Consider the following 19,207-nt stretch of genomic DNA (forward strand, 5'->3'; position numbering starts at 1 on the left):
AGGTGAGAGGAGGGCAGGGGAGGTCGGCGGCGTGGGTGAGGGGGTGAGTGAGCAGGTGTGGGCTGGGGCTGCGGGTTCTCGGTGGGCGGGTCGGGGGAGTGGTGGTGGCGGGGGTCGGGCGAGTCTGTCTGGCCGGGCTGAGGGGGCTGTCGCAGAAGCGGCGGGTCTTGTAGGGGGCGTCCAGGCGGATGTCGCGGGGCACGGGGTGGGGACGGGGTCTGTCCCGGGAGGCCGGATCCGGAGAGAACGGCGTTGCGCCAACAGCGGGCGGGTGCGTCCGGGCTGGGGGGCGCGACGCATCGGCGGCGTGCCCCGCTCCGGGGCTCCTGCTCCGCCGGACAGGCGCCGGCGGGAACGCCGACGGCCCGGCCACCTGGTGGTGGTCCGGGCCGTCTGGTGGTGGCCGGTACTGCGGAGGGCCGGGGCCCTCAGGGGGTCAGGCCTCCACGGAGTCCGTGGAGGGCGCGGTGACCGTGGCCTTGCGGGTGGCACGGCGCCTGGGCTTCGCCTCGGCTGCGGCCTCCGATGCCGTCTCCGTCACGACCGCCGGTTCGGCGGCCTTACGGGTCCGGCGACGCGGCTTCGGCTCCTCGGTGGCCTGCGCCGGGATGTCCGCGACGACCTCGACGGCCTTGCGCGCGGTACGGCGGCGGGGCTTGGCCTCGGTCGCCTCGGCGGTGTCGACGGCGGCTTCCGCGGCCGGCGCGGTCGCGGTCGCCTTGCGGGCGGCCGTCCTGCGCGGCTTGGCCTCGGCGGTGTCGACAGCGGCCTCGGCGGCCGTGGCCGCCGCCTTGCGGGTACGGCGCGGCTTCGCCTCGGTTGCCTCCGGCTCCGCGACGACCGCCGGTTCGGCGGCCTTGCGGGTCGTACGGCGGCGGGGCTTGGCCTCGACACCTTCGGCGGTGTCCACGACAGCTTCGGCGGCCGGTGCCGTCGCCTTGCGGGTCGCACGGCGCTTCGGCTCCGGGGCGTCGGCCGAGGTCGGCTGGGCCGGGATGTCGACCGTCTCCGGCACGACCGCCGGTTCGGCGGCCTTACGGGTCGTACGACGACGCGGCTTCGCCTCGACCGCCTCAGCGGTGTCGACGGCGGCCTCGGCAGCCGGGGCGGTAGCCGCGGTGGCCTTGCGCGCTGTCCGGCGCGGCTTCGCCTCAACCGCTTCGACGGCAACCTCGGCTGCCGGCGCGCTCGCCGCGGCGGTCTTGCGCGCGGTCGTACGGCGCGGCTTGGCCTCGACCGCCTCGGCGGTGTCGACGGCGGCCACCGCGGCCTTGCGGGTCCGGCGGGGCTTCACGGCCTCGGGCTCCGGAGTCTCCGCAGCGGCCTCGACGACGGCCACGACGGGCTCGGCGGCCTTGCGGGTCGTACGGCGGCGGGGCTTGGCCTCGGTCGCCTCGGCGGTGTCGACGGCGGCTTCCGCGGCCGGCGCGGTCGCGGTCGCCTTGCGGGCGGCCGTCCTGCGCGGCTTGGCCTCCACGGCCTCGGCGGTGTCCACGGCGGCTTCGGCAGTCGCCGTCGCCTTGCGGGGTGCGCGGCGCGGCTTGGTCTCCGCGACGACCTCGGTCTCGACGACCGGCTCCGCCGCCTTGCGGGTACGGCGCCGGCGGGGCTGTTCCTCCGTGGCCTCGGCCTCGGGCGCTGCCGGGGCTTCGGTCGGGAGGGCCTGGGCCGGGGTGGTCAGTGTCGGCTCGGCCGCCTTGCGCGTACGGCGGCGGGGCAGTTCCTCCGGGGCCTCGGCCTGGGGTGCCTCGGTGACGGTCTCGGTCGGTGTGACGGCGGCCGGTGCGTCCTCCGCCGTCCTGCGGGTGCGGCGGCGGCGCGGCCGCTCCGCGGACTCCGGAGCCGTGCCCTCCGCCGTCGCGACCGCGGCCTCGGCCGACGGCTGGACGAACGTCGCCGTCGGGGCCGTCACCTGCTCGGCGGCGGCACCACGCGTACGGCGACGGCGACGCGGCGTACGGCGCTCGGTCGGCTGCTCGGACGAGGTGACCGCGTCGCCGACCGGGGTGGTCGACGCGACCGGGGTCGTCTGCGCGTCCGTGGCGGCACCGCCACGGGTGCGGCGGCGGCTGCGCGGCGTACGCGCCGGGCGCTCCCGCTCCGCCGACGGCGCGGAAGCAGCCGCCGGGCCGGAGTTGCGGCCACCGCGACCGCGCGGGCCACCGCGTCCGCCCGTCTCACCGAGGTCTTCGAGCTCCTCGGCGCCCAGGCCGGCACGTGTGCGCTCCGAGCGCGGCAGAACACCCTTGGTGCCGGCCGGGATGCTCAGATCCTCGAACAGATGCGGAGAGGTGGAGTACGTCTCCGGCGGGTCGTTGAAGTCCAGCTCCAGCGCCTTGTTGATCAGCTGCCAACGCGGGATGTCGTCCCAGTCGACCAGCGTGATCGCGATGCCCTTGGCACCCGCGCGGCCCGTACGGCCGATGCGGTGCAGGTACGTCTTCTCCTCTTCGGGAGACTGGTAGTTGATGACGTGCGTGACGCCCTCGACGTCGATACCGCGCGCCGCCACGTCCGTGCAGACGAGGACGTCGACCTTGCCGTTGCGGAACGCGCGCAGCGCCTGCTCGCGGGCACCCTGGCCGAGGTCGCCGTGGACGGCGCCGGAGGCGAAGCCACGCTGGGAGAGCTGGTCGGCGAGATCGGCCGCCGTACGTTTCGTACGGCAGAAGACCATGGCCAGTCCCCGGCCTTCGGCCTGCAATATCCGCGCCACCATCTCGGGCTTGTCCATGTTGTGCGCGCGGTAGACGTACTGCGCGGTGTTCGCGACCGTCTTGCCCTCGTCGTCCGGCGCGGCGGCGCGGATGTGCGTGGGCTGCGACATGTAGCGGCGCGCGAGACCGATGACCGCGCCCGGCATGGTCGCCGAGAACAGCATCGTCTGACGGCGGGCCGGCAGCATGTTCATGATCTTCTCGACGTCGGGCAGGAAGCCCAGGTCGAGCATCTCGTCGGCCTCGTCGAGGACGAGCGCGCGGACGTGCTTCAGGTTCAGCTTCTTCTGGCCGGCGAGGTCGAGAAGGCGCCCCGGGGTGCCGACGACGACGTCCACGCCCTTCTTGAGGGCCTCGACCTGCGGCTCGTACGCCCGGCCGCCGTAGATGGCGAGAACGCGCACGTTACGGACCTTGCCGGCCGTCAGCAGGTCGTTCGTCACCTGCTGGCACAGCTCGCGCGTCGGGACGACGACGAGGGCCTGCGGGGCCTCGGTGAGCTGCTCGGGCTGGGCGCGGCCGGCCTCGACGTCGGCGGGGACGGTCACGCGCTCGAGGAGCGGGAGCCCGAAGCCGAGCGTCTTGCCGGTGCCGGTCTTGGCCTGGCCGATGACGTCCGTGCCGGTGAGGGCGACGGGGAGGGTCATCTCCTGGATGGGAAAGGGAGTGATGATGCCGACGGCTTCGAGCGCCTCGGCGGTCTCGGGAAGGATTCCGAGATCCCGGAAAGTCGTAGTCAGGGCAATGCCTCTTCTGTGTACGCGGTGCGAGGCGAGCGCGGGGGTCGTGTCGGGACCGGGCCGGGGACTTCGGCCGCCTCACGGGCGGGCCGAGTGGCACGGGACCACTGCCGACGCTCGAGCGCTCGTACCGCTGAGGGTCCCTCCGAATTCCGTACGCATCGTGCCGTACGGATGAGGAGAGCTGTCGGGTCGGAGCCGATCGGGCCACCGACCGGGCATCCTCATTCGTGTGGCCCGTCGAGCTACGTCTTTCAACTCAGCGGGCGCATTACCACCATACCCCGGAATCGCGCACATGCGATGGCCGATTCGGTCACGTAGTGGTCGTCACACTGATTGAGCAGGGACTTCCACGCCGCGGTCAGCGGGCTATTGTGCGCTTCATGACGACGTCTGACAATGCCTCCGGTAGCCCCGCGACCCCCGACGGAAGCGCAGCAGAGACCGCGGCCGAAGCCGCTCCCGCACCCACCGGAGTCGCGGCCCAGGACTGGGCGCAGGCTGCCGTCGACCCCCAGTACCGCGCCGCCGTCGTCGACCTGCTCGGCGCGCTCGCGTACGGCGAACTGGCCGCGTTCGAGAGGCTCGCCGAGGACGCCAAGCTGGCGCCGACCCTCGTCGACAAGTCGGAACTGGCCAAGATGGCGTCCGCGGAGTTCCATCACTTCGAGCAGATCAGGGACCGTCTCACGGAGATCGGCGCCGACGCCACGCAGGCGATGGAGCCGTTCGTCGCCGCGCTCGACGGCTTCCACAAGCAGACGGCGCCCTCCGACTGGCTGGAGGGGCTCGTCAAGGCGTACGTCGGTGACTCGATCGCCAGTGACTTCTACCGCGAGGTCGCCGCCCGCCTCGACGCGGACACCCGCAAGCTGGTGCTGGCGGTCCTCGACGACACCGGGCACGCCAGCTTCGCCGTGGAGAAGGTGCGCGCGGCCATCGACGCGGAGCCCCGGGTGGGCGGGCGGCTCGCGCTGTGGGCACGGCGGCTGATGGGCGAGGCGCTGTCGCAGTCGCAGCGGGTCGTGGCCGACCGTGACGCACTGTCGACGATGCTCGTCGGCGGCGTCGCGGACGGGTTCGACCTCGCCGAGGTCGGCCGGATGTTCTCCAGGATCACCGAGGCGCACACGAAGCGGATGGCTGCGCTGGGGCTGGCCGCGTAGTTGTCTGCGGGTGCGCGGTGGCTGGTCGCGCAGTTCCCCGCGCCCCTGTCGGCGACGGCTACGCCGTCGCCGATGATCGGCGGAAACCGCCCTTGGGGCGGAGCAGCAGGGAGAGGGACGCGGCGCTGACGGCCGTCGCGCCCAGCAGGATCAGCACGAAGTGGCCGGCGCTCAGCGCACTGTGTGTCAGGAAGGCGCCGAAAAGGGCTCCGGCCACTCCCGTCGACAGGACCAGGTGGCGCGCGGGGAGGCGGTCGGGCAGACGGCGGGCCGCCGCCCAGGCCAGGGCGAGGCCGAGGATCGCGGAGCCGAGTGCTTCAAAGAACATGTCGGGGTCCCTCCCACAGCGTGCCGGCGCGTGACGTTCTCAGCCCGTCATACCCGTGACCTGCGCAGGGCAATCCCCTTGTAAGGGTGACGTGTGGTCAACCTGTGAACATCGACAGCGGGCACGAACACTGGCGCGGACATGGGTGGGGCCCGGCGGTTCAAGACCGCCGGGCCCCACCCACATACGTGTCGTCCGTGCCCTACAGCGCGCTGAAGCCCACCTTGCGGACCGTCGGCTCGCCCAGCTCGACGTACGCGAGACGGTCGGCCGGCACCAGGACCTTGCGGCCGTGGTCGTCCACGAGGCTCAGGAGCGCCGACTTACCGGCCAGCGCATCGGCCACGGCCTGCTCGACCTCCTCGGCGCTCTGACCGCTCTCCAGAACGATCTCGCGGGGCGCGTGCTGCACGCCGATCTTGACCTCCACGGCTATGTCCCTCCGACGGTCAGTGAAGTGCGCGGGCGTCCGCGCCGTACCCAGCACACATTAGCCCGGTGAGGGGACGTTGATGTTCCGCGCGGGAACGCCAGGAGCGAACAACGAGTGGGAACAAACGGGCGGTCAGTGGTGCTCGGTGCCGTGCAGCGGGAAGCCTGCGATGCCGCGCCAGGCCAGTGAGGCCAGCAACTGGACCGCCTGATCGCGCGGGACGCTGCGGTCGCTGTGCAGCCAGGACCGCGCCACCACCTGGGAGAGTCCGCCCAGGCCGGAGGCCAGCAACATCGACTCCGAGGGGGAGAGGCCGGTGTCCTCGGCGATGACCTCGGAGATCGCCTCCGCGCACTGGTGCGTCACCTTGTCGACACGCTCGCGCACGGCGGGCTCGTTCGTCAGGTCGGACTCGAAGACCAGGCGGAAGGCGCCGCCGTCGTCCTCCACGTACGCGAAGTACGCGTCCATCGTCGCCCGGACGCGCTGCTTGTTGTCGGAGGTCGAGGCCAGGGCCGTACGGACCGACTCGATGAGTGCCTCGCAGTGCTGGTCCAGCAGGGCGAGGTAGAGGTCGAGCTTGCCCGGGAAGTGCTGGTAGAGCACCGGCTTGCTGACGCCGGCCCGTTCGGCGATGTCGTCCATCGCGGCGGAGTGGTAGCCCTGCGCCACGAACACTTCCTGGGCGGCGCCCAGCAGCTGGTTCCGTCGGGCGCGACGCGGCAACCGCGTGCCCCGCGGGCGTGCCGCCTCAGTTTGCTCGATGGCTGTCACGCCGCCTCCCAATTTCGTCCACATGCGGTGTGCGCCGCGCCGCCATCGTACTTTTCGGTAACCCTGGTGTGCGCGGTCCAAGCGCAGAAATTCCTCGACCGAGCGACTGTATGTTCCGGTCTATCTGCTCAAATGGCAACAAATCCTGGGCTGGGTGCGGAATACATGGACGGCTACCGGTAGTCGTCCTCGTCCAGTTCCACGACGCGGGCCTGTTCCGCGAGGTCGGCCTCGTTGGCGCGGTCCGTGTTCTCGCCGGTCAGCCGCTCGTCGTGCTGTGGGGTGACTTCCCTGTGCTGCTCGGCCGCGTCGCCCTCGGGGGCCTCCACGGCGACCTCGGTGGTGTCGTCCTCAGCTTCGTAGTCCTCGTGGTCCCCCGGGTTCTCGGCATTTTCGGGGTCCGTGATTTCTTCGAAAGCCTTGGGGTCGGTGGGGTCGGCGGCCATGCTGGGCTCCCTTCCAGGGGTGTGGTTCTCCTACGGGTGCCCTGTTTACGAGCGTAGGAGACACAGAGGCGGGATGCCATGCGATCGGGTCCCCGTGCGACCGCGAACCCCGCCTGTGATGCCGAACACACGAACCCCTGCGTGATCGTCTCGTAACATTGCCGCATGTCTTCGACCGAGCTGCCGTACGTGTCGGCCACCAACGTGCTGCCCAAGGTGACTCCCGTCAGGGTCGCGGAGGGTGAGCGGCTGCGCTCGGTCGGTCTGCCGGGGATCACACTGACCGTGCGGTCACGGCCCCCCGCGCGCGAGGGACTGCCGCCCGCGCTGTACGTCCATGGCCTGGGCGGTTCGTCGCAGAACTGGTCGGCGCTCATGCCGCTGAACGACGAGCTCGTCGACAGCGAGGCGCTGGACCTGCCGGGCTTCGGTGACTCTCCGCCACCGGACGACGGCGACTACTCGGTCACCGGGCACGCGCGTGCCGTCATCCGCTACCTCGACGCCTCCGGACGCGGTCCCGTGCACCTGTTCGGCAACTCGCTGGGCGGCGCGGTCTCCACGCGTGTCGCGGCGGTGCGACCCGACCTCGTCCGCACGCTCACGCTCGTCTCGCCCGCGCTGCCGGAGATCCGCGTGCAGCGCAACGCGGTGCCGACCGGGCTGCTCGCCCTGCCCGGCGTGGCCCGTCTGTTCACCCGGTTGACCAAGGACTGGAGCGCCGAACAGCGCGTCCGCGGGGTCACCGCGCTCTGTTACGGGGATCCTGGGCAGGTGACGCCCGAGGGATTCCGCAACGCGGTCGAGGAGATGGAAAGGCGGCTGCAACTGCCGTACTTCTGGGACGCGATGGCGCGTTCCGCGCGCGGGATCGTCAACGCGTACACGCTCGGCGGACAGCACGGACTGTGGCGTCAGGCCGAGCGCGTGCTCGCACCGACGCTCCTCGTCTACGGCGGCCGGGACCAGCTCGTCGCCTTCCGCATGGCCCAGCGCGCGTCGCGTGCCTTCCGTGACTCCCGGCTGCTGACGCTGCCCGACGCCGGACATGTGGCGATGATGGAGTACCCGGAGGTCGTGGCGTCGGCCTTCCGTGAACTGCTCGAGGACGCAGGTGAGTTGACGGCGGATGCCGGTACTGTGGCAGCGAGGACGGTCGGCAGCAGGGTCGACGCCGCGAACGCGGGGAGCTGAGACGCGAGGTGGGACGTCACAGCCGGCGCGGTCGATCCGGCGGCAGCCCGAGTACGGGCAACACGGCGAACACCCCTGTGGGTCAACAGGGACGGCAGCCTCAACAGGGGCTACAACCTCAACAGGGGCAGGAAGCCCCCCCCTTCCCTGTTCCCGACGGCACGCCCGCTCACGGCTTCCCGCGCTTCTCCGACGGCACCCCGGCGCACGGGACGCCGCGTCTCCCGGAGGGAACCCCCGCCCACGGCTTCCCCCGGGTCCGGGGAGGCGGACACCCTGAGCAGCGTGAAGCCGGCGGTGGCTGGGGCGAGTTGGGCGGGCGGCCCGGGGTCGGTCCCGCCATACCGCGTCAGTGGCCCGCGCCCCCGCCCGTCTCCGGTCCCCGGCAGGCGTACGTCGACGCCTTCGAGGGAACGGGCGCGCACGGCGCCGTAGCCGACGACGTCGACCTCTTCGCGCCCCGCGTCCGGACCTCGCACCCCTCCGACACGCCCGGGACCGGCGACGCTCACGCGCCGGCGGCCGATGCGGCGGTCAAGGGCAAGGGGGGCAAGGGGCGGGCGTTCACCGGGATCGCGGCGGCCGCCGTCACCACCGTGCTGGCGGTCGTCGTGGCCGGGCAGGTCACCAGCGGCCAGACGGACGACGACGGCGGTACCCGGACACAGACCGCGAGCGGCTCGGGCCAGGACGTACGGGGGTACGGGGACTCGGGGGCGCGCAGTGACGCCGTTCCCGCCGCACCGGACGCGGCGGCGACGCTGACCTACGACCAGAAGATGGTCAAAAAGTACGCGCTCGGAGCGGCCCTCAAGGGCTCCGGGAAGTTCGACGCGATCCGCGGGTTCGCCAAGGCGCCGGGGACGGGGCAGAAGTACAGGTACCGGGTGGACGTCGAGCAGGGGCTCGGGCTCGACGGTGAACTGTTCGCGCAGGCCGTGCAGAAGACGCTCAACGACAACCGCAGCTGGGCGCACAACGGCGGCCGTACGTTCGAGCGGATCTCCTCCGGCAAGCCCGACTTCGTGATCACCCTGGCCAGCCCCGGCACCACCGCCTTCTGGTGCGCCAAGTCCGAACTCGACACCACCGAGGACAACGTGTCCTGCGACTCGGCGGCCACCGACCGCGTGATGATCAACGCGTATCGATGGGCGCAGGGGTCCGTGACCTACGGCGACAAGATCTACGCATACCGGCAGATGCTGATCAACCACGAGGTCGGCCATCGTCTGGGCAAGGGGCATGTGACCTGCGACAAGGACGGCGAACTCGCCCCGGTCATGCAGCAGCAGACCAAGTTCCTCGACCACGACGGGATCCACTGCCGGGCCAACCCCTGGCCGTTCCCCGGAAGTTGACACATGGCTCAGGTGTCACGTTGACACCGGTGGAAAGTTCGTTCATATTTTTGCGCATGTGGTCTAGTCATGCTGTCCGTCGCGCCGCCATCGAGCTGGCGCTGATCGGCGTGACCCCGCTCTGCGTGGCCGACATTCTCTGTCGCTGACACCCGCCCCCGGCGTGCGTGTCGCGACCGGCACCTCTGCCGTCACCGACTGACCTTCGACTTCTGCCGACGTCTCGTCGTCGGCGGTTCTCCATGACCTGGTGCTCTTCAGTGCCATTGGTGTGACCTGACGCGTGCTGTGACGCCGGGCGGACGTGTGTTCATTTCCGTCTCATTCCTCGTCGTTCCGTCTCATTATTCGAGAGGTCGTCTTCCGATGCGCCAACCGTCCGTCAGAGCGCGCCGCGTCGCAGCGGTGTCCGTCAGCCTTGTCCTGGCCGCGGGCGCCGCCGCGTGCGGTCCGAAGGACAACGATGCCAAGGGCGCGGGAAGCGGCGACTCCAAGCCGCAGAAGGGCGGCACACTCACCGTTCTGAACTCCAAGCCGCAGGACGACTTCGACCCCGCCAGGCTGTACACCTCCGGCGGCGGCAACGTCCCCTCGCTCGTCTTCCGTACGCTCACCACGCGCAACCGCGAGAGCGGGGCGGCAGGCGCGAAGGTCGTCCCCGACCTCGCCACCGACACCGGGCGCCCGAGCGAGAACGCGACCGTCTGGACGTACACCCTGAAGGAAGGGCTCAAGTACGAGGACGGTACGGCGATCACCAGTGCCGACATCAAGTACGGCATCGAGCGTTCCTTCGCCCCCGAACTCTCCGGCGGCGCGCCCTACTTGAGGGACTGGCTGATCGGCGCCGCCGACTACCAGGGCCCCTACAAGGACAAGGGCAAGGGCCTCGACGCGATCGAGACGCCGGACGCCCGCACGATCGTCTTCCACCTGGACAAGCCCGAGGGCGAGTTCCCCTACCTGGCCACCCAGACGCAGTTCACCCCGGTCCCGAAGGCCAAGGACACCGGCACCAAGTGAGGAGCACCCGATCTCGTCGGGCCCGTACAAGGTCGTCAGCAACGAGGGGGACGGCGAGCGGCTGATTCTGGAGCGCAACACCTACTGGTCGGCCGCGACGGACGCGGAGCGCAAGGCGTACCCGGACAAGATCGACGTACGGTCCGGGCTCGACTCGTCGGTGATCAACCAGCGGCTTTCCGCGTCTCAAGGGGCGGACGCCACGTCCGTCACCACGGACACCAACCTCGGCCCGGCCGAACTCGCCAAGGTCTCCGGCGACAAGGAACTGGCCGCGCGCGTCGGCACCGGACACTTCGGCTACACCAACTACATAGCGTTCAACCCGAAGATCAAGCCGTTCGACAACATCAAGGCGCGCCAGGCGGTCTCGTACGCCATCGACCGTACGAGCGTCGTCAACGCGGCCGGCGGCTCGTCGCTCGCCGAGCCCGCCACCACCTATCTGCCGAACCAGAAGTCCTTCGGGTACACGCCGTACGACCACTTCCCGGCGGGTGCCTCGGGGGACCCGGCGAAGGCCAAGGAACTGCTGAAGGCGGCCGGTTACCCGAACGGGCTGACCGTCACCCTGACCCACTCCAACGCCAAGGACTTCGAGACCAGCCCGGAGATCGCGACCGCTGTCCAGGACGCGCTCAAGAAGGCCGGGATCACGATGAAGCCGAACGGGCTGGAGGACAACGACTACTCCGACACCATCCACGACGTGAAGAAGGAGCCCGGGTTCTTCCTCGCCCACTGGGGTGCCGACTGGCCCTCCGGCGGCCCCTTCCTCGCTCCGATCTTCGACGGCCGGCAGATCGTCAAGGACGGTGCGAATTTCAACACCGGCTTCCTCGACGACAAGTCGGTCAATGCCGAGATTGACGCGATCAACAAGTTGACCGATCTTGACGCTGCCGCCAAGAGGTGGGGCGCACTGGACAGCCAGATCGGAGAGCAGGCGCTGACCGTGCCGCTGTTCCACCCCGTCTACAAGCGGCTGTACGGCAAGGACATCAAGAACATCGTGATCAGCGACTGGACGGGTGTCCTGGACATCTCCCAGGTCTCGGTGAAGTGACGACGACGTGAGCGAGGTCCTTCTCGCCTCCCAGGCCGCCGGGACGGGTACGACACCCGCCCCGGCGGTTTCGGGGGCCCGTCAGTTCTGGCGACGGCTGCGTGCGCAGCGGGATGCGCCAGTGCGCGCTGATCGCCATGGCGCTCGCCTGCGAACCCGACCTGCTGATCGCCGACGAGCCGACGACCGCGCTGGACGTGACCGTCCAGGCCCAGATCCTCGACCTGCTGCACACGCTGCGCGAGGAGACCGGCATGGGCCTGCTGCTCGTCACGCACGACGTGGGCGTAGCGGCGGAGAGCGTCGACGACGTGCTGGTGATGCGGCACGGGCGGGCCGTCGAGCACGGCCCGGTCGCCGCCGTCCTGGGGGCACCCGCCCAGGCGTACACGCGTGAACTGCTCGCCGCCGTACCACGCGTGGAGGCGCGGCGGGTCCCGGGGGACGCCGCCGGGTCTGGCTCGGGCGTCGGGTCCGGGTCCGGGTCCGGGTCTGGCTTGGGCGTCGGGTCCGGGTCCGGGTCTGGCTTGGGCGTCGGCTCCCGGTCCGGGTCGGGGTCCGGGTTCGGGTCGGGCTCCGGCTCCGGGTCCGGGTCCGGGTCTGGCTCGGGCGTCGGCTCCGGGTCCGGGTCTGGCTTGGGCGTCGGCTCCCGGTCCGGGTCGGGGTCCGGGTTCGGGTACGGGTCCGGGTCCGGGTCCGGGTCGAGCGTCGGCTCCGGCTCCGGGTCCACTTCGGGCGTCGGCTCCGGCTCCGGGTCCGGGGCCGGGTCGGGGTCCGGCTCGGGCCCGGGCGTCGGCGTCGGCTCCGCGGAGGTCGTGCTGGAGGCCACCGGTGTGCGGCGCGAGTTCGGGCGCGGGAAGCGGGCGTTCGCGGCCGTGGACGACGTGTCGCTGACCGTGCGCCGGGGCGAGACCCTCGGCATCGTCGGCGAGAGCGGCAGCGGCAAGACGACGCTCGGGCGGATGCTGGTCGGGCTGCTGGAGCCGACGGCCGGCGAGGTGCGCTACGAGGGGCGGGTGCGGTCGGGGGTCGGTCCGGCCGTGCAGATGGTGTTCCAGGACCCGGTCTCCTCGCTCAACCCGCGCCGCAGCGTGGGCGAGTCGATCGCCGACCCGCTGCGGGCACGCGGCGAGCGGGACGACGCGCGGGTCCGGGCGCGCGTGGGCGAGCTGCTGGAGCGGGTCGGGCTCGACCCGGCACACTTCGACCGCTATCCCCACGAGTTCAGCGGCGGCCAGCGCCAGCGTGTGGGCATCGCTCGGGCGCTGGCCGCCGAGCCCCGCGTCATCGTCTGCGACGAGCCGGTCCCGGCGCTCGACGTCACGACCCAGGCCCAGGTGGTCGCCCTGCTCGGCGAGTTGCAGCGCGAACTCGGCCTCGCGCTGGTGTTCGTCGCCCATGACCTCGCGGTCGTACGCCAGGTCAGCGACCGCGTCGCGGTGATGCGGCACGGACGGATCGTCGAATCGGGCCCCGCCGACGAGGTGTACGACAATCCGCGGGATCCGTACACCCGGCAGTTGCCGGCCGCCGTACCCGCTCTCGATCCGCTTGTCGCTGCCCGGCGCCGTGCCACGCGACGGGAGTTGGCCCCGGCATGACCACACGTGTGTTCGTGACCAGAGTGTGCGAGTGATCTCTTAGCGCGACGGAACGCGAACCGCACGGGAAAGTTACGACCGTTCACCCCTTTTGGTGGTGCGACGGACAACCGTCCGTCGCACCACCGTGATGTCCGCATACGTTCGTCCCGCTGCGAGCCGCCGGGTCAACGGCGGCTCCTCATACGGGAGATCGGGGGTGTGCTCGTGCGCATCGGACTGCTGACGGAGGGTGGCTATCCGTATGTGAGCGGTGACGCCAGGCTCTGGTGCGACCGGCTCGTGCGCGGGCTCGGCGGACACGAGTTCGACATATACGCGCTCAGTCGCAGCGAGCGACAGGAGGACGAGGGCTGGATCGAGCTGCCACCGCAGGTCAGCCGGGTCCGGACAGCTCCCCTGTGGACCGCCGAGGACGACGGCGTGGTGTACGGCCGCCGCGCACGGCGGCGATTCGCCGAGCTCTACGGAGAGTTGGCCTCGGCCCTGTGTGCCGGGCCCGGTACGGGGACCGCCTCGGGGGGCGCACCGAACGGACCGGAGGCGTCCACCGCCGAGGCGGACCGTTTCGGCAGCGCGCTGTACGGCCTCGCCGAACTGGCCCGCGACGAGGGCGGCCTGGTGGGAGCGCTCCGCTCCGAAGTCGCCGTACGCGCCCTGGAGCGCGCCTGTCGTGCGCCCGGCGCACAGGGAGCGGCGCGCGAGGCGCGCGTCCCGGACCTGCTCACCGTCGCCGCGTCCCTGGAACGCGCCCTGCGCCCCCTCTCTCTCGACTGGTACGAGGACGACGGGCTCGGTTCGGTGGACCTGTGCCATGCCGCGGCAGGTGGTCCGGCGGCGCTCCCCGGCCTGCTCGCCCACCACTTCTCCGGCGTACCCCTGCTGGTCACCGAGTACGGCGTCCCGCTGCGTGCGCACTACCTCGCCTCGGGCGCCGACGACAGCGCCCCCGCCGTACGGTCCCTGCTCGCGGCCTTCCACGGCAGGCTGGCCGCGGAGGTCTACCGACGGGCCGCGATCGTCACCCCCGGCAACACGCACACCCGCCGCTGGCAGGAGAGATGCGGGGCCGACCGGGAGAAGCTGCGCACGGTCTATCCGGGCATGGACGCGTCCCACTTCGCGGAGGTGGGCGAGTCGCCGGAGTCCGGGGACACCGACACGCTGATCTGGGTCGGCCGCATCGAGCCCGCCAAGGACCTGGTCTCCCTGCTGCATGCCTTCGCCGAGGTGCGCAAGGAGGAACCGAAGACCCGCCTGCGCGTCATCGGGGCGGCCACGGGCGCCGAGAGCGAGGCCTACCTCGGTCACTGCCGGGCGCTGGCCGCGCAGCTCTTCCCCGACGAGGCCGAGGGCATTCACGCAGTCGGCGACAACCCGGTGTCGTTCGAGGAGATCGGCGGCCCGGAGGCACCGACGCTCGCCGAGGCGTACGCGGCGGGCGGGGTGGTCGTCCTGTCGAGCGTGGTCGAGGGCTTCCCGATCAGCCTGGTCGAGGCCATGTTCTGCGGTCGGGCGACCGTGTCGACGGACGTGGGCGCGGTGGTCGAGATCATCGGCGGTACGGGGCTCGTGGTGCCCCCGCGCAACCCGCGAGCGCTCGCCGAGGCGTGCGTGGCGCTGCTGCGCGACCCGGCGCGCCGGGAGCGGCTGGGCGCCGCCGCCCGCGCCCGTGCCCTCGAACTGTTCACCGTCGAGCAGAACGTCGAGGCATTTCACGGCATTTACCTGGAGGTCGTCGCGCGCAGCCCCGCCCGCGGGGTGGTTCTCGACGGAGCCGGGGAACCGCTCCCGTTCGCCGTCCCGGCGGAGGCCCACGTCCCCGGCCGCTGGACGCAGCCCGGCATAGGCGTGGTGGCCCGGGGCGGGCCCAGTTGGGCGACAGGACGCGCTTCCGCACCGGTACAGGCGACCCCCGTACCGGCCGGGGAGGGCGCCCGATGAGCGAGCTGGGAGAACTGGACCGCCCCGGGACACCGGACAGCCCCGGAGCCTGGGACGACCACTCGGAGGAGTGGCTCATGGGCACCGCCGAGACGGACGTCCAAGACACGGAGTCGAACGTACGAGGCGCGCAGACGGAGGCGGAGGCGGACGTACGAGACGCGGAGACGACGCAGACGGTTTCGCAACCGTCGACGCCTTCCACTCGCGCCGCACGCCGTGGGACCGCCGACCCCGTGAAGGCTCTCATGCACCGACACCGTGAGCTGTGCGAGCGGGCGGTGGACCCACTGGAGATCGCCGCAGGCCTGGAGGCCCACGGCGTGACGGACCGAACTGCCGCACGCTTCCGCCACCGGGACGTGTTCTCCCTGGCCGAGGAGATGCACGCCCGGGTCTCCAGGGACGCGGAAACAGCACCGCGGCCCGCCCCGCCGGCCGCATCCGGCGTACGGGCCGACTGGGTCCTGCTCTCCGTGCTGCCGGGCGCCCTGTGCGCGGCGACGGTGGCCGGCCTGCACCTCACCGAGGGCCGGATCCGGCTGGCCTTGGCGACACTGGGCGCCCTGGCCGTGGTGCTTGCCGTGCGCGCGGCACTCGGCCGGGGCCCGCTGAGCGCCAGGTCCCGCCCGGAGTCCCCGGGCACGTACCCGAGCCGCACCCCGGCCTCCACGCGCGCGTGGACCTCCTGGCTCCTCGCGTACGCCCTCCTGGGCGACGGCCTGCTCACCGCCGCCCTGACGGACGGCCCCGACGGATTCCCGGCCGCACTACGGGAACTGTCCACCGGCCCGGCGCTGGTACTCACCCTGTCCTGTGCGCCGGCGGCCTGGTGCGCACACCTCTTCGCGGCCGGAGCCCGTCGCAAGCTGGCCGCCAGCCGTGGCCTGGCGGACTTCACCGCGGCCGTGAAACCCCTCCTCCTGGGCGCCGTCGCCCTGTTCCTCTGCGTGTCGTCAGTGCTCGTGGCGCTCTGCGCGACGGTGCTGCACGAACCGGTGGCCTACACCACGACTGTCACCCTGGGCGCTCTGCTCCTCCTTGCCCGCCTCCTCACGACGCATGGCTTCACCCACGCCCCGGCCGTCGTCCTCGGTGCGGCAGCCGCAGCCGAGGCGACGACCCTGGCCGCCGCCCTCGCGTCCCGCCTCCCCGGCTGCGCCTTCCTGGCGGCCCCGGTGGACGCGGTCGTGGCCGCCTGCGGCCCGGCGGGCATCCCGGCCGCGGCCTGTGGCGTGGCCGCCCTGCTCCTCCTGCTCCACGCGACCCGCTCGCTGACCAGAGCGTCGGCGCACGCGATCCCGGGGGAGCCCGTATGACGCCCCGGACCACGACTACGGCAGTCGGCCCGTTCCGCAACGCCCGGTCCCCGATCACGAACGCACCCGCAACCCCCCGAAGGAGAACACCGATGATCACCTCCCGACCCGGAGCCGGAGAGTCCGCCGAGGGAGCCGTCCGATGAGGGTTCTGCTGATCGGAGCCAACGGCTATCTCGGCCGCTTCGTCGCCGACCGGCTGCTCGCCGACCCGGCCGTGCAGCTCACCGTCCTCGGCCGCGGCGACGACGCCGACGTCCGTTTCGACCTCGCGTCCGGCAGCCCCGGCGCACTCACCCGCTTCCTCGACGCCGTCCACCCGGGAGTCGTCGTCAACTGCGCGGGCGCCACCCGTGGCGGTGCCCGCGAACTCACCCGCCACAACACGGTCGCCGTCGCCACCGTCTGCGAGGCCCTGCGGCGCAGCGGCTGCGGCGCCCGTCTGGTCCAGCTCGGCTGCGGCGCCGAGTACGGCCCCAGCCAGCCCGGTTCCTCCACGGCCGAGGACGCCGTCCCCCGCCCCGGCGGTCCGTACGGCGTCAGCAAGCTCGCCGCCACCGAACTGGTCCTCGGCTCCGGTCTCGACGCCGTCGTCCTGCGCGTCTTCTCGCCGGCCGGGCCCGGCACACCCGCCGGCTCCCCGCTCGGCCGCCTCGCCGAGGCGATGCGCCGCGCGATGCAGTCCGGTGACGGCGAGCTCAAGCTCGGCGGCCTGGGCGCGCAGCGCGACTTCATCGACGTACGGGATGTGGCGCGGGCCGTGCACGCCGCCTCGCTCTCGGCCGCGCAGGGCGTCATCAACATCGGCTCCGGCCGTGCAATGCGCCTGCGCGACGCCGCCTCCGTCCTCGCCCGGGTGGCCGGATACGGCGGCGCGCTGCACGAGCTCGACGGTCCCCCGGGCCCCCTGCGGGCGTCCATCGGCCACCCCCGCACCGACCCGGACCACGCGGGCCCGGTCGCGTATCCGTACCCGGACGGCTGCGGCAGCTGGCAGCAGGCCGACGTACGCACCGCGCGCGACCGGCTCGGCTGGCGGCCCCGGATCAACCTGGAGGAGTCCCTCGCGGACATCTGGATGGAGGCGGCATGCCGCATCTGACCAGCGCCAAGTCGGGCACGGCCAGCACCGGTGTGCGCACCGGCTTCGGCGTCCCCGGCTTCGCGCACCCCCTCCTCGCCCCGACCGAGTGGGGCGAACTGTCCCGCCCGGGCACACCCCTGCACTGGGTCGTCCTCAACGTCGCCGACGGCCCGGGCAGCCGCCCCGATCCGCACTGTCTGGAGGCCGTCGGCCGTCTGCGCAACGCGGGCGTCCGCGTCCTCGGCCACCTCGACACGGCCCACGGTGCCCGCCCGCACGGGGAGTTGATGGCCGAAGCGCAGCGGTACCGTGCCTGGTACAAGGCCGACGGGTTCCTCCTGGACCGCTGCCCGACCGACCGCTCCGCGCTCCCCGATATCGGCCGCACGGTCGGCGCGCTCCGCGCGGCGGACGACGACCCGCACATCGTCCTGGGCCACGGCACCCATCCGCATCCGGGCTACGCCGAGCACGGCGACCAGCTCGTCACCTTCTCCGGCCATTGGAGCGACTACCGCTGGTCGCAGGTGGCCGAGTGGACTGCCGACCATCCGCCGGAGCGCTTCTGCCACTTCGTGCACGGACTGCCGCTCGGTCATCTCGACGAGGCGCTGCGCGTCGCCCGCTGGCAGGGCGCCGCCACGATCTTCTTCACCGACCGTACGGAGCGCGGTGGCCGCACCGACCCCTGGGAGACCCTGCCCGGCTACTGGGACGACCTTGTCTCGCGCCTTGGAACGGGTGTCTCGGAATGAAGAAGGGCGTGGCAGTGTTACGGGGAGAACAACTGTAGTGATTGACCGACCAACGGAGTCCCCGTGTCGCTGCCACCCCTGGTCGAGCCCGCCGGCGAGCTCACCGTAGACGAGGTCCGCAGGTACTCCCGCCACCTGATCATCCCCGATGTCGGGATGGACGGGCAGAAGCGGCTGAAGAACGCCAAGGTGCTCTGTGTGGGCGCCGGCGGGCTGGGTTCGCCGGCGCTGATGTACCTGGCCGCCGCGGGCGTGGGCACGCTCGGCATCGTGGAGTTCGACGAGGTCGACGAGTCGAACCTGCAGCGGCAGATCATCCACAGCCAGGCGGACATCGGCCGCTCCAAGGCCCAGTCCGCCCGCGACTCCGTACTGGGCATCAACCCGTACGTCGAGGTGATCCTTCACGAAGAGCGGCTCGAGGCCGAGAACGTGATGGACATCTTCAGCCAGTACGACCTGATCGTCGACGGCACGGACAACTTCGCGACCCGCTACCTGGTCAACGACGCGTGCGTGCTGCTGAACAAGCCGTACGTGTGGGGCTCGATCTACCGCTTCGACGGCCAGGCCTCCGTCTTCTGGTCCGAGCACGGCCCCTGCTACCGCTGCCTCTACCCGGAGCCCCCGCCGCCGGGCATGGTCCCCTCCTGCGCCGAGGGCGGCGTCCTGGGCGTGCTGTGCGCGTCCATCGGCTCCATCCAGGTCACCGAGGCCATCAAGGTCCTCACCGGCACCGGCGAGCCCCTCGTCGGCCGTCTGATGATCTACGACGCCCTGGAGATGCAGTACCGCCAGGTCAAGGTCCGCAAGGACCCGAACTGCGCGGTCTGCGGCGAGAACCCGACCGTCACCGAGCTCATCGACTACGAGGCCTTCTGCGGCGTCGTGTCCGAGGAGGCCCAGGAGGCGGCGGCCGGCTCGACGATCACTCCCAAGCAGCTCAAGGAGTGGATCGACGACGGCGAGAACCTCGAGATCATCGACGTTCGCGAGATCAACGAGTACGAGATCGTCTCGATCCCCGGCGCCAAGCTGATCCCGAAGAACGAGTTCCTCATGGGCACCGCCCTGGCGACCCTCCCGCAGGACAAGAAGATCGTCCTGCACTGCAAGACCGGTGTCCGCAGTGCGGAAGTCCTCGCGGTCCTGAAGTCCGCCGGCTTCGCGGACGCGGTCCACGTCGGTGGCGGTGTGATCGGCTGGGTCAACCAGATCGAGCCCCACAAGCCGGTGTACTGACCCGCACCTCA

15 protein-coding genes and 2 pseudogenes are annotated in these 19,207 nt (G+C 71.7%); 12 read left to right on the forward strand and 5 right to left on the reverse strand.

What is annotated here, in order from left to right:
* Positions 1-436: 436 nt before the first annotated feature.
* Positions 437-3,364: a DEAD/DEAH box helicase gene (locus PV396_RS32430; protein WP_319210734.1), complete on the reverse strand. Its 2,928-nt coding sequence runs from the start codon at positions 3,362-3,364 to the stop codon at positions 437-439.
* Between the two features lie 479 nt (positions 3,365-3,843).
* Here PV396_RS32430 and PV396_RS32435 point away from each other — a divergent pair, with 479 nt between their 5' ends.
* A complete protein-coding gene (locus tag PV396_RS32435) occupies positions 3,844-4,626 on the forward strand; it encodes a ferritin-like fold-containing protein (protein ID WP_319210735.1) in 783 nt (260 codons plus the stop codon).
* 58 nt (positions 4,627-4,684) lie between these two features.
* Here the strand turns inward: PV396_RS32435 and PV396_RS32440 are convergent, their stop codons facing one another.
* The 4 genes from PV396_RS32440 to PV396_RS32455 form a co-directional block, all read right to left on the reverse strand.
* A complete protein-coding gene (locus tag PV396_RS32440; RefSeq protein ID WP_319210737.1) occupies positions 4,685-4,954 on the reverse strand; it encodes a hypothetical protein in 270 nt (89 codons plus the stop codon).
* A 202-nt stretch (positions 4,955-5,156) separates the two neighbouring features.
* Positions 5,157-5,384: a DUF3107 domain-containing protein gene (locus PV396_RS32445; RefSeq protein WP_319210739.1), complete on the reverse strand. Its 228-nt coding sequence runs from the start codon at positions 5,382-5,384 to the stop codon at positions 5,157-5,159.
* Between the two features lie 135 nt (positions 5,385-5,519).
* Positions 5,520-6,161 (reverse strand): TetR/AcrR family transcriptional regulator, encoded by a 642-nt coding sequence (locus PV396_RS32450; protein WP_319210741.1) that lies wholly within the window; start codon positions 6,159-6,161, stop codon positions 5,520-5,522.
* Between the two features lie 173 nt (positions 6,162-6,334).
* Positions 6,335-6,607, reverse strand: a complete 273-nt coding sequence (locus PV396_RS32455; RefSeq protein WP_319210743.1) for a hypothetical protein — start codon at positions 6,605-6,607, stop codon at positions 6,335-6,337.
* Between the two features lie 165 nt (positions 6,608-6,772).
* Here PV396_RS32455 and PV396_RS32460 point away from each other — a divergent pair, with 165 nt between their 5' ends.
* From PV396_RS32460 to moeZ, 11 genes and pseudogenes are all read left to right on the forward strand, one after another.
* A complete protein-coding gene (locus PV396_RS32460; protein ID WP_319210745.1) occupies positions 6,773-7,801 on the forward strand; it encodes an alpha/beta hydrolase in 1,029 nt (342 codons plus the stop codon).
* 8 nt (positions 7,802-7,809) lie between these two features.
* Positions 7,810-9,162, forward strand: coding sequence for a DUF3152 domain-containing protein (locus PV396_RS32465; RefSeq protein WP_319210747.1), 1,353 nt, complete (start codon positions 7,810-7,812; stop codon positions 9,160-9,162).
* A gap of 56 nt (positions 9,163-9,218) precedes the next feature.
* Positions 9,219-9,311: an Ms4533A family Cys-rich leader peptide gene (locus tag PV396_RS32470; protein ID WP_319210749.1), complete on the forward strand. Its 93-nt coding sequence runs from the start codon at positions 9,219-9,221 to the stop codon at positions 9,309-9,311.
* A 217-nt stretch (positions 9,312-9,528) separates the two neighbouring features.
* Positions 9,529-11,251: pseudogene (locus PV396_RS32475) on the forward strand (ABC transporter substrate-binding protein).
* Positions 11,252-11,258: 7 nt separating this feature from the next.
* Positions 11,259-11,381, forward strand: a pseudogene (locus PV396_RS45230) (ABC transporter permease); the annotation flags it as partial.
* A complete protein-coding gene (locus tag PV396_RS32480; protein WP_416071513.1) occupies positions 11,353-12,852 on the forward strand; it encodes an ATP-binding cassette domain-containing protein in 1,500 nt (499 codons plus the stop codon). The pseudogene PV396_RS45230 and the gene PV396_RS32480, both read left to right, overlap by 29 nt.
* Before the next feature lie 207 nt (positions 12,853-13,059).
* A complete protein-coding gene (locus PV396_RS32485; RefSeq protein WP_319211000.1) occupies positions 13,060-14,796 on the forward strand; it encodes a DUF3492 domain-containing protein in 1,737 nt (578 codons plus the stop codon).
* A complete protein-coding gene (locus PV396_RS32490; RefSeq protein WP_319210751.1) occupies positions 14,793-16,115 on the forward strand; it encodes a hypothetical protein in 1,323 nt (440 codons plus the stop codon). The genes PV396_RS32485 and PV396_RS32490 overlap by 4 nt, the downstream gene beginning before the upstream one ends.
* Positions 16,116-16,257: 142 nt before the next feature.
* On the forward strand, positions 16,258-17,217 hold the full coding sequence (locus tag PV396_RS32495; protein WP_319210753.1) for an NAD-dependent epimerase/dehydratase family protein: 960 nt from the start codon (positions 16,258-16,260) through the stop codon (positions 17,215-17,217).
* Complete coding sequence (locus tag PV396_RS32500) at positions 17,205-17,954, forward strand: spherulation-specific family 4 protein (protein WP_319210755.1); 750 nt, start codon at positions 17,205-17,207, stop codon at positions 17,952-17,954. The genes PV396_RS32495 and PV396_RS32500 overlap by 13 nt, the downstream gene beginning before the upstream one ends.
* A gap of 63 nt (positions 17,955-18,017) precedes the next feature.
* The gene (gene moeZ, locus PV396_RS32505; protein ID WP_319210757.1) at positions 18,018-19,196 is read left to right on the forward strand and encodes an adenylyltransferase/sulfurtransferase MoeZ; all 1,179 of its coding nucleotides are present in this window, start codon (positions 18,018-18,020) and stop codon (positions 19,194-19,196) included.
* The last annotated feature ends 11 nt before the right edge of the window (positions 19,197-19,207 follow it).

The sequence above is a fragment of the Streptomyces sp. ME02-8801-2C genome (genome assembly GCF_033793965.1).
Lineage (GTDB): Bacteria > Actinomycetota > Actinomycetes > Streptomycetales > Streptomycetaceae > Streptomyces.

Excerpts from the sequence above, each read along its gene's own strand:
- PV396_RS32500 (WP_319210755.1), top strand. The coding sequence starts at position 17,205 with ATGCCGCATCTGACCAGCGCCAAGTCGGGCACGGCCAGCACCGGTGTG.
- PV396_RS32460 (WP_319210745.1), top strand. The coding sequence starts at position 6,773 with ATGTCTTCGACCGAGCTGCCGTACGTGTCGGCCACCAACGTGCTGCCC.
- PV396_RS32440 (WP_319210737.1), bottom strand. The coding sequence starts at position 4,954 with ATGTTCTTTGAAGCACTCGGCTCCGCGATCCTCGGCCTCGCCCTGGCC.
- PV396_RS32470 (WP_319210749.1), top strand. The coding sequence starts at position 9,219 with ATGTGGTCTAGTCATGCTGTCCGTCGCGCCGCCATCGAGCTGGCGCTG.
- PV396_RS32490 (WP_319210751.1), top strand. The coding sequence starts at position 14,793 with ATGAGCGAGCTGGGAGAACTGGACCGCCCCGGGACACCGGACAGCCCC.
- PV396_RS32430 (WP_319210734.1), bottom strand. The coding sequence starts at position 3,364 with ATGACCCTCCCCGTCGCCCTCACCGGCACGGACGTCATCGGCCAGGCC.
- PV396_RS32495 (WP_319210753.1), top strand. The coding sequence starts at position 16,258 with ATGAGGGTTCTGCTGATCGGAGCCAACGGCTATCTCGGCCGCTTCGTC.
- PV396_RS32435 (WP_319210735.1), top strand. The coding sequence starts at position 3,844 with ATGACGACGTCTGACAATGCCTCCGGTAGCCCCGCGACCCCCGACGGA.
- PV396_RS32455 (WP_319210743.1), bottom strand. The coding sequence starts at position 6,607 with ATGGCCGCCGACCCCACCGACCCCAAGGCTTTCGAAGAAATCACGGAC.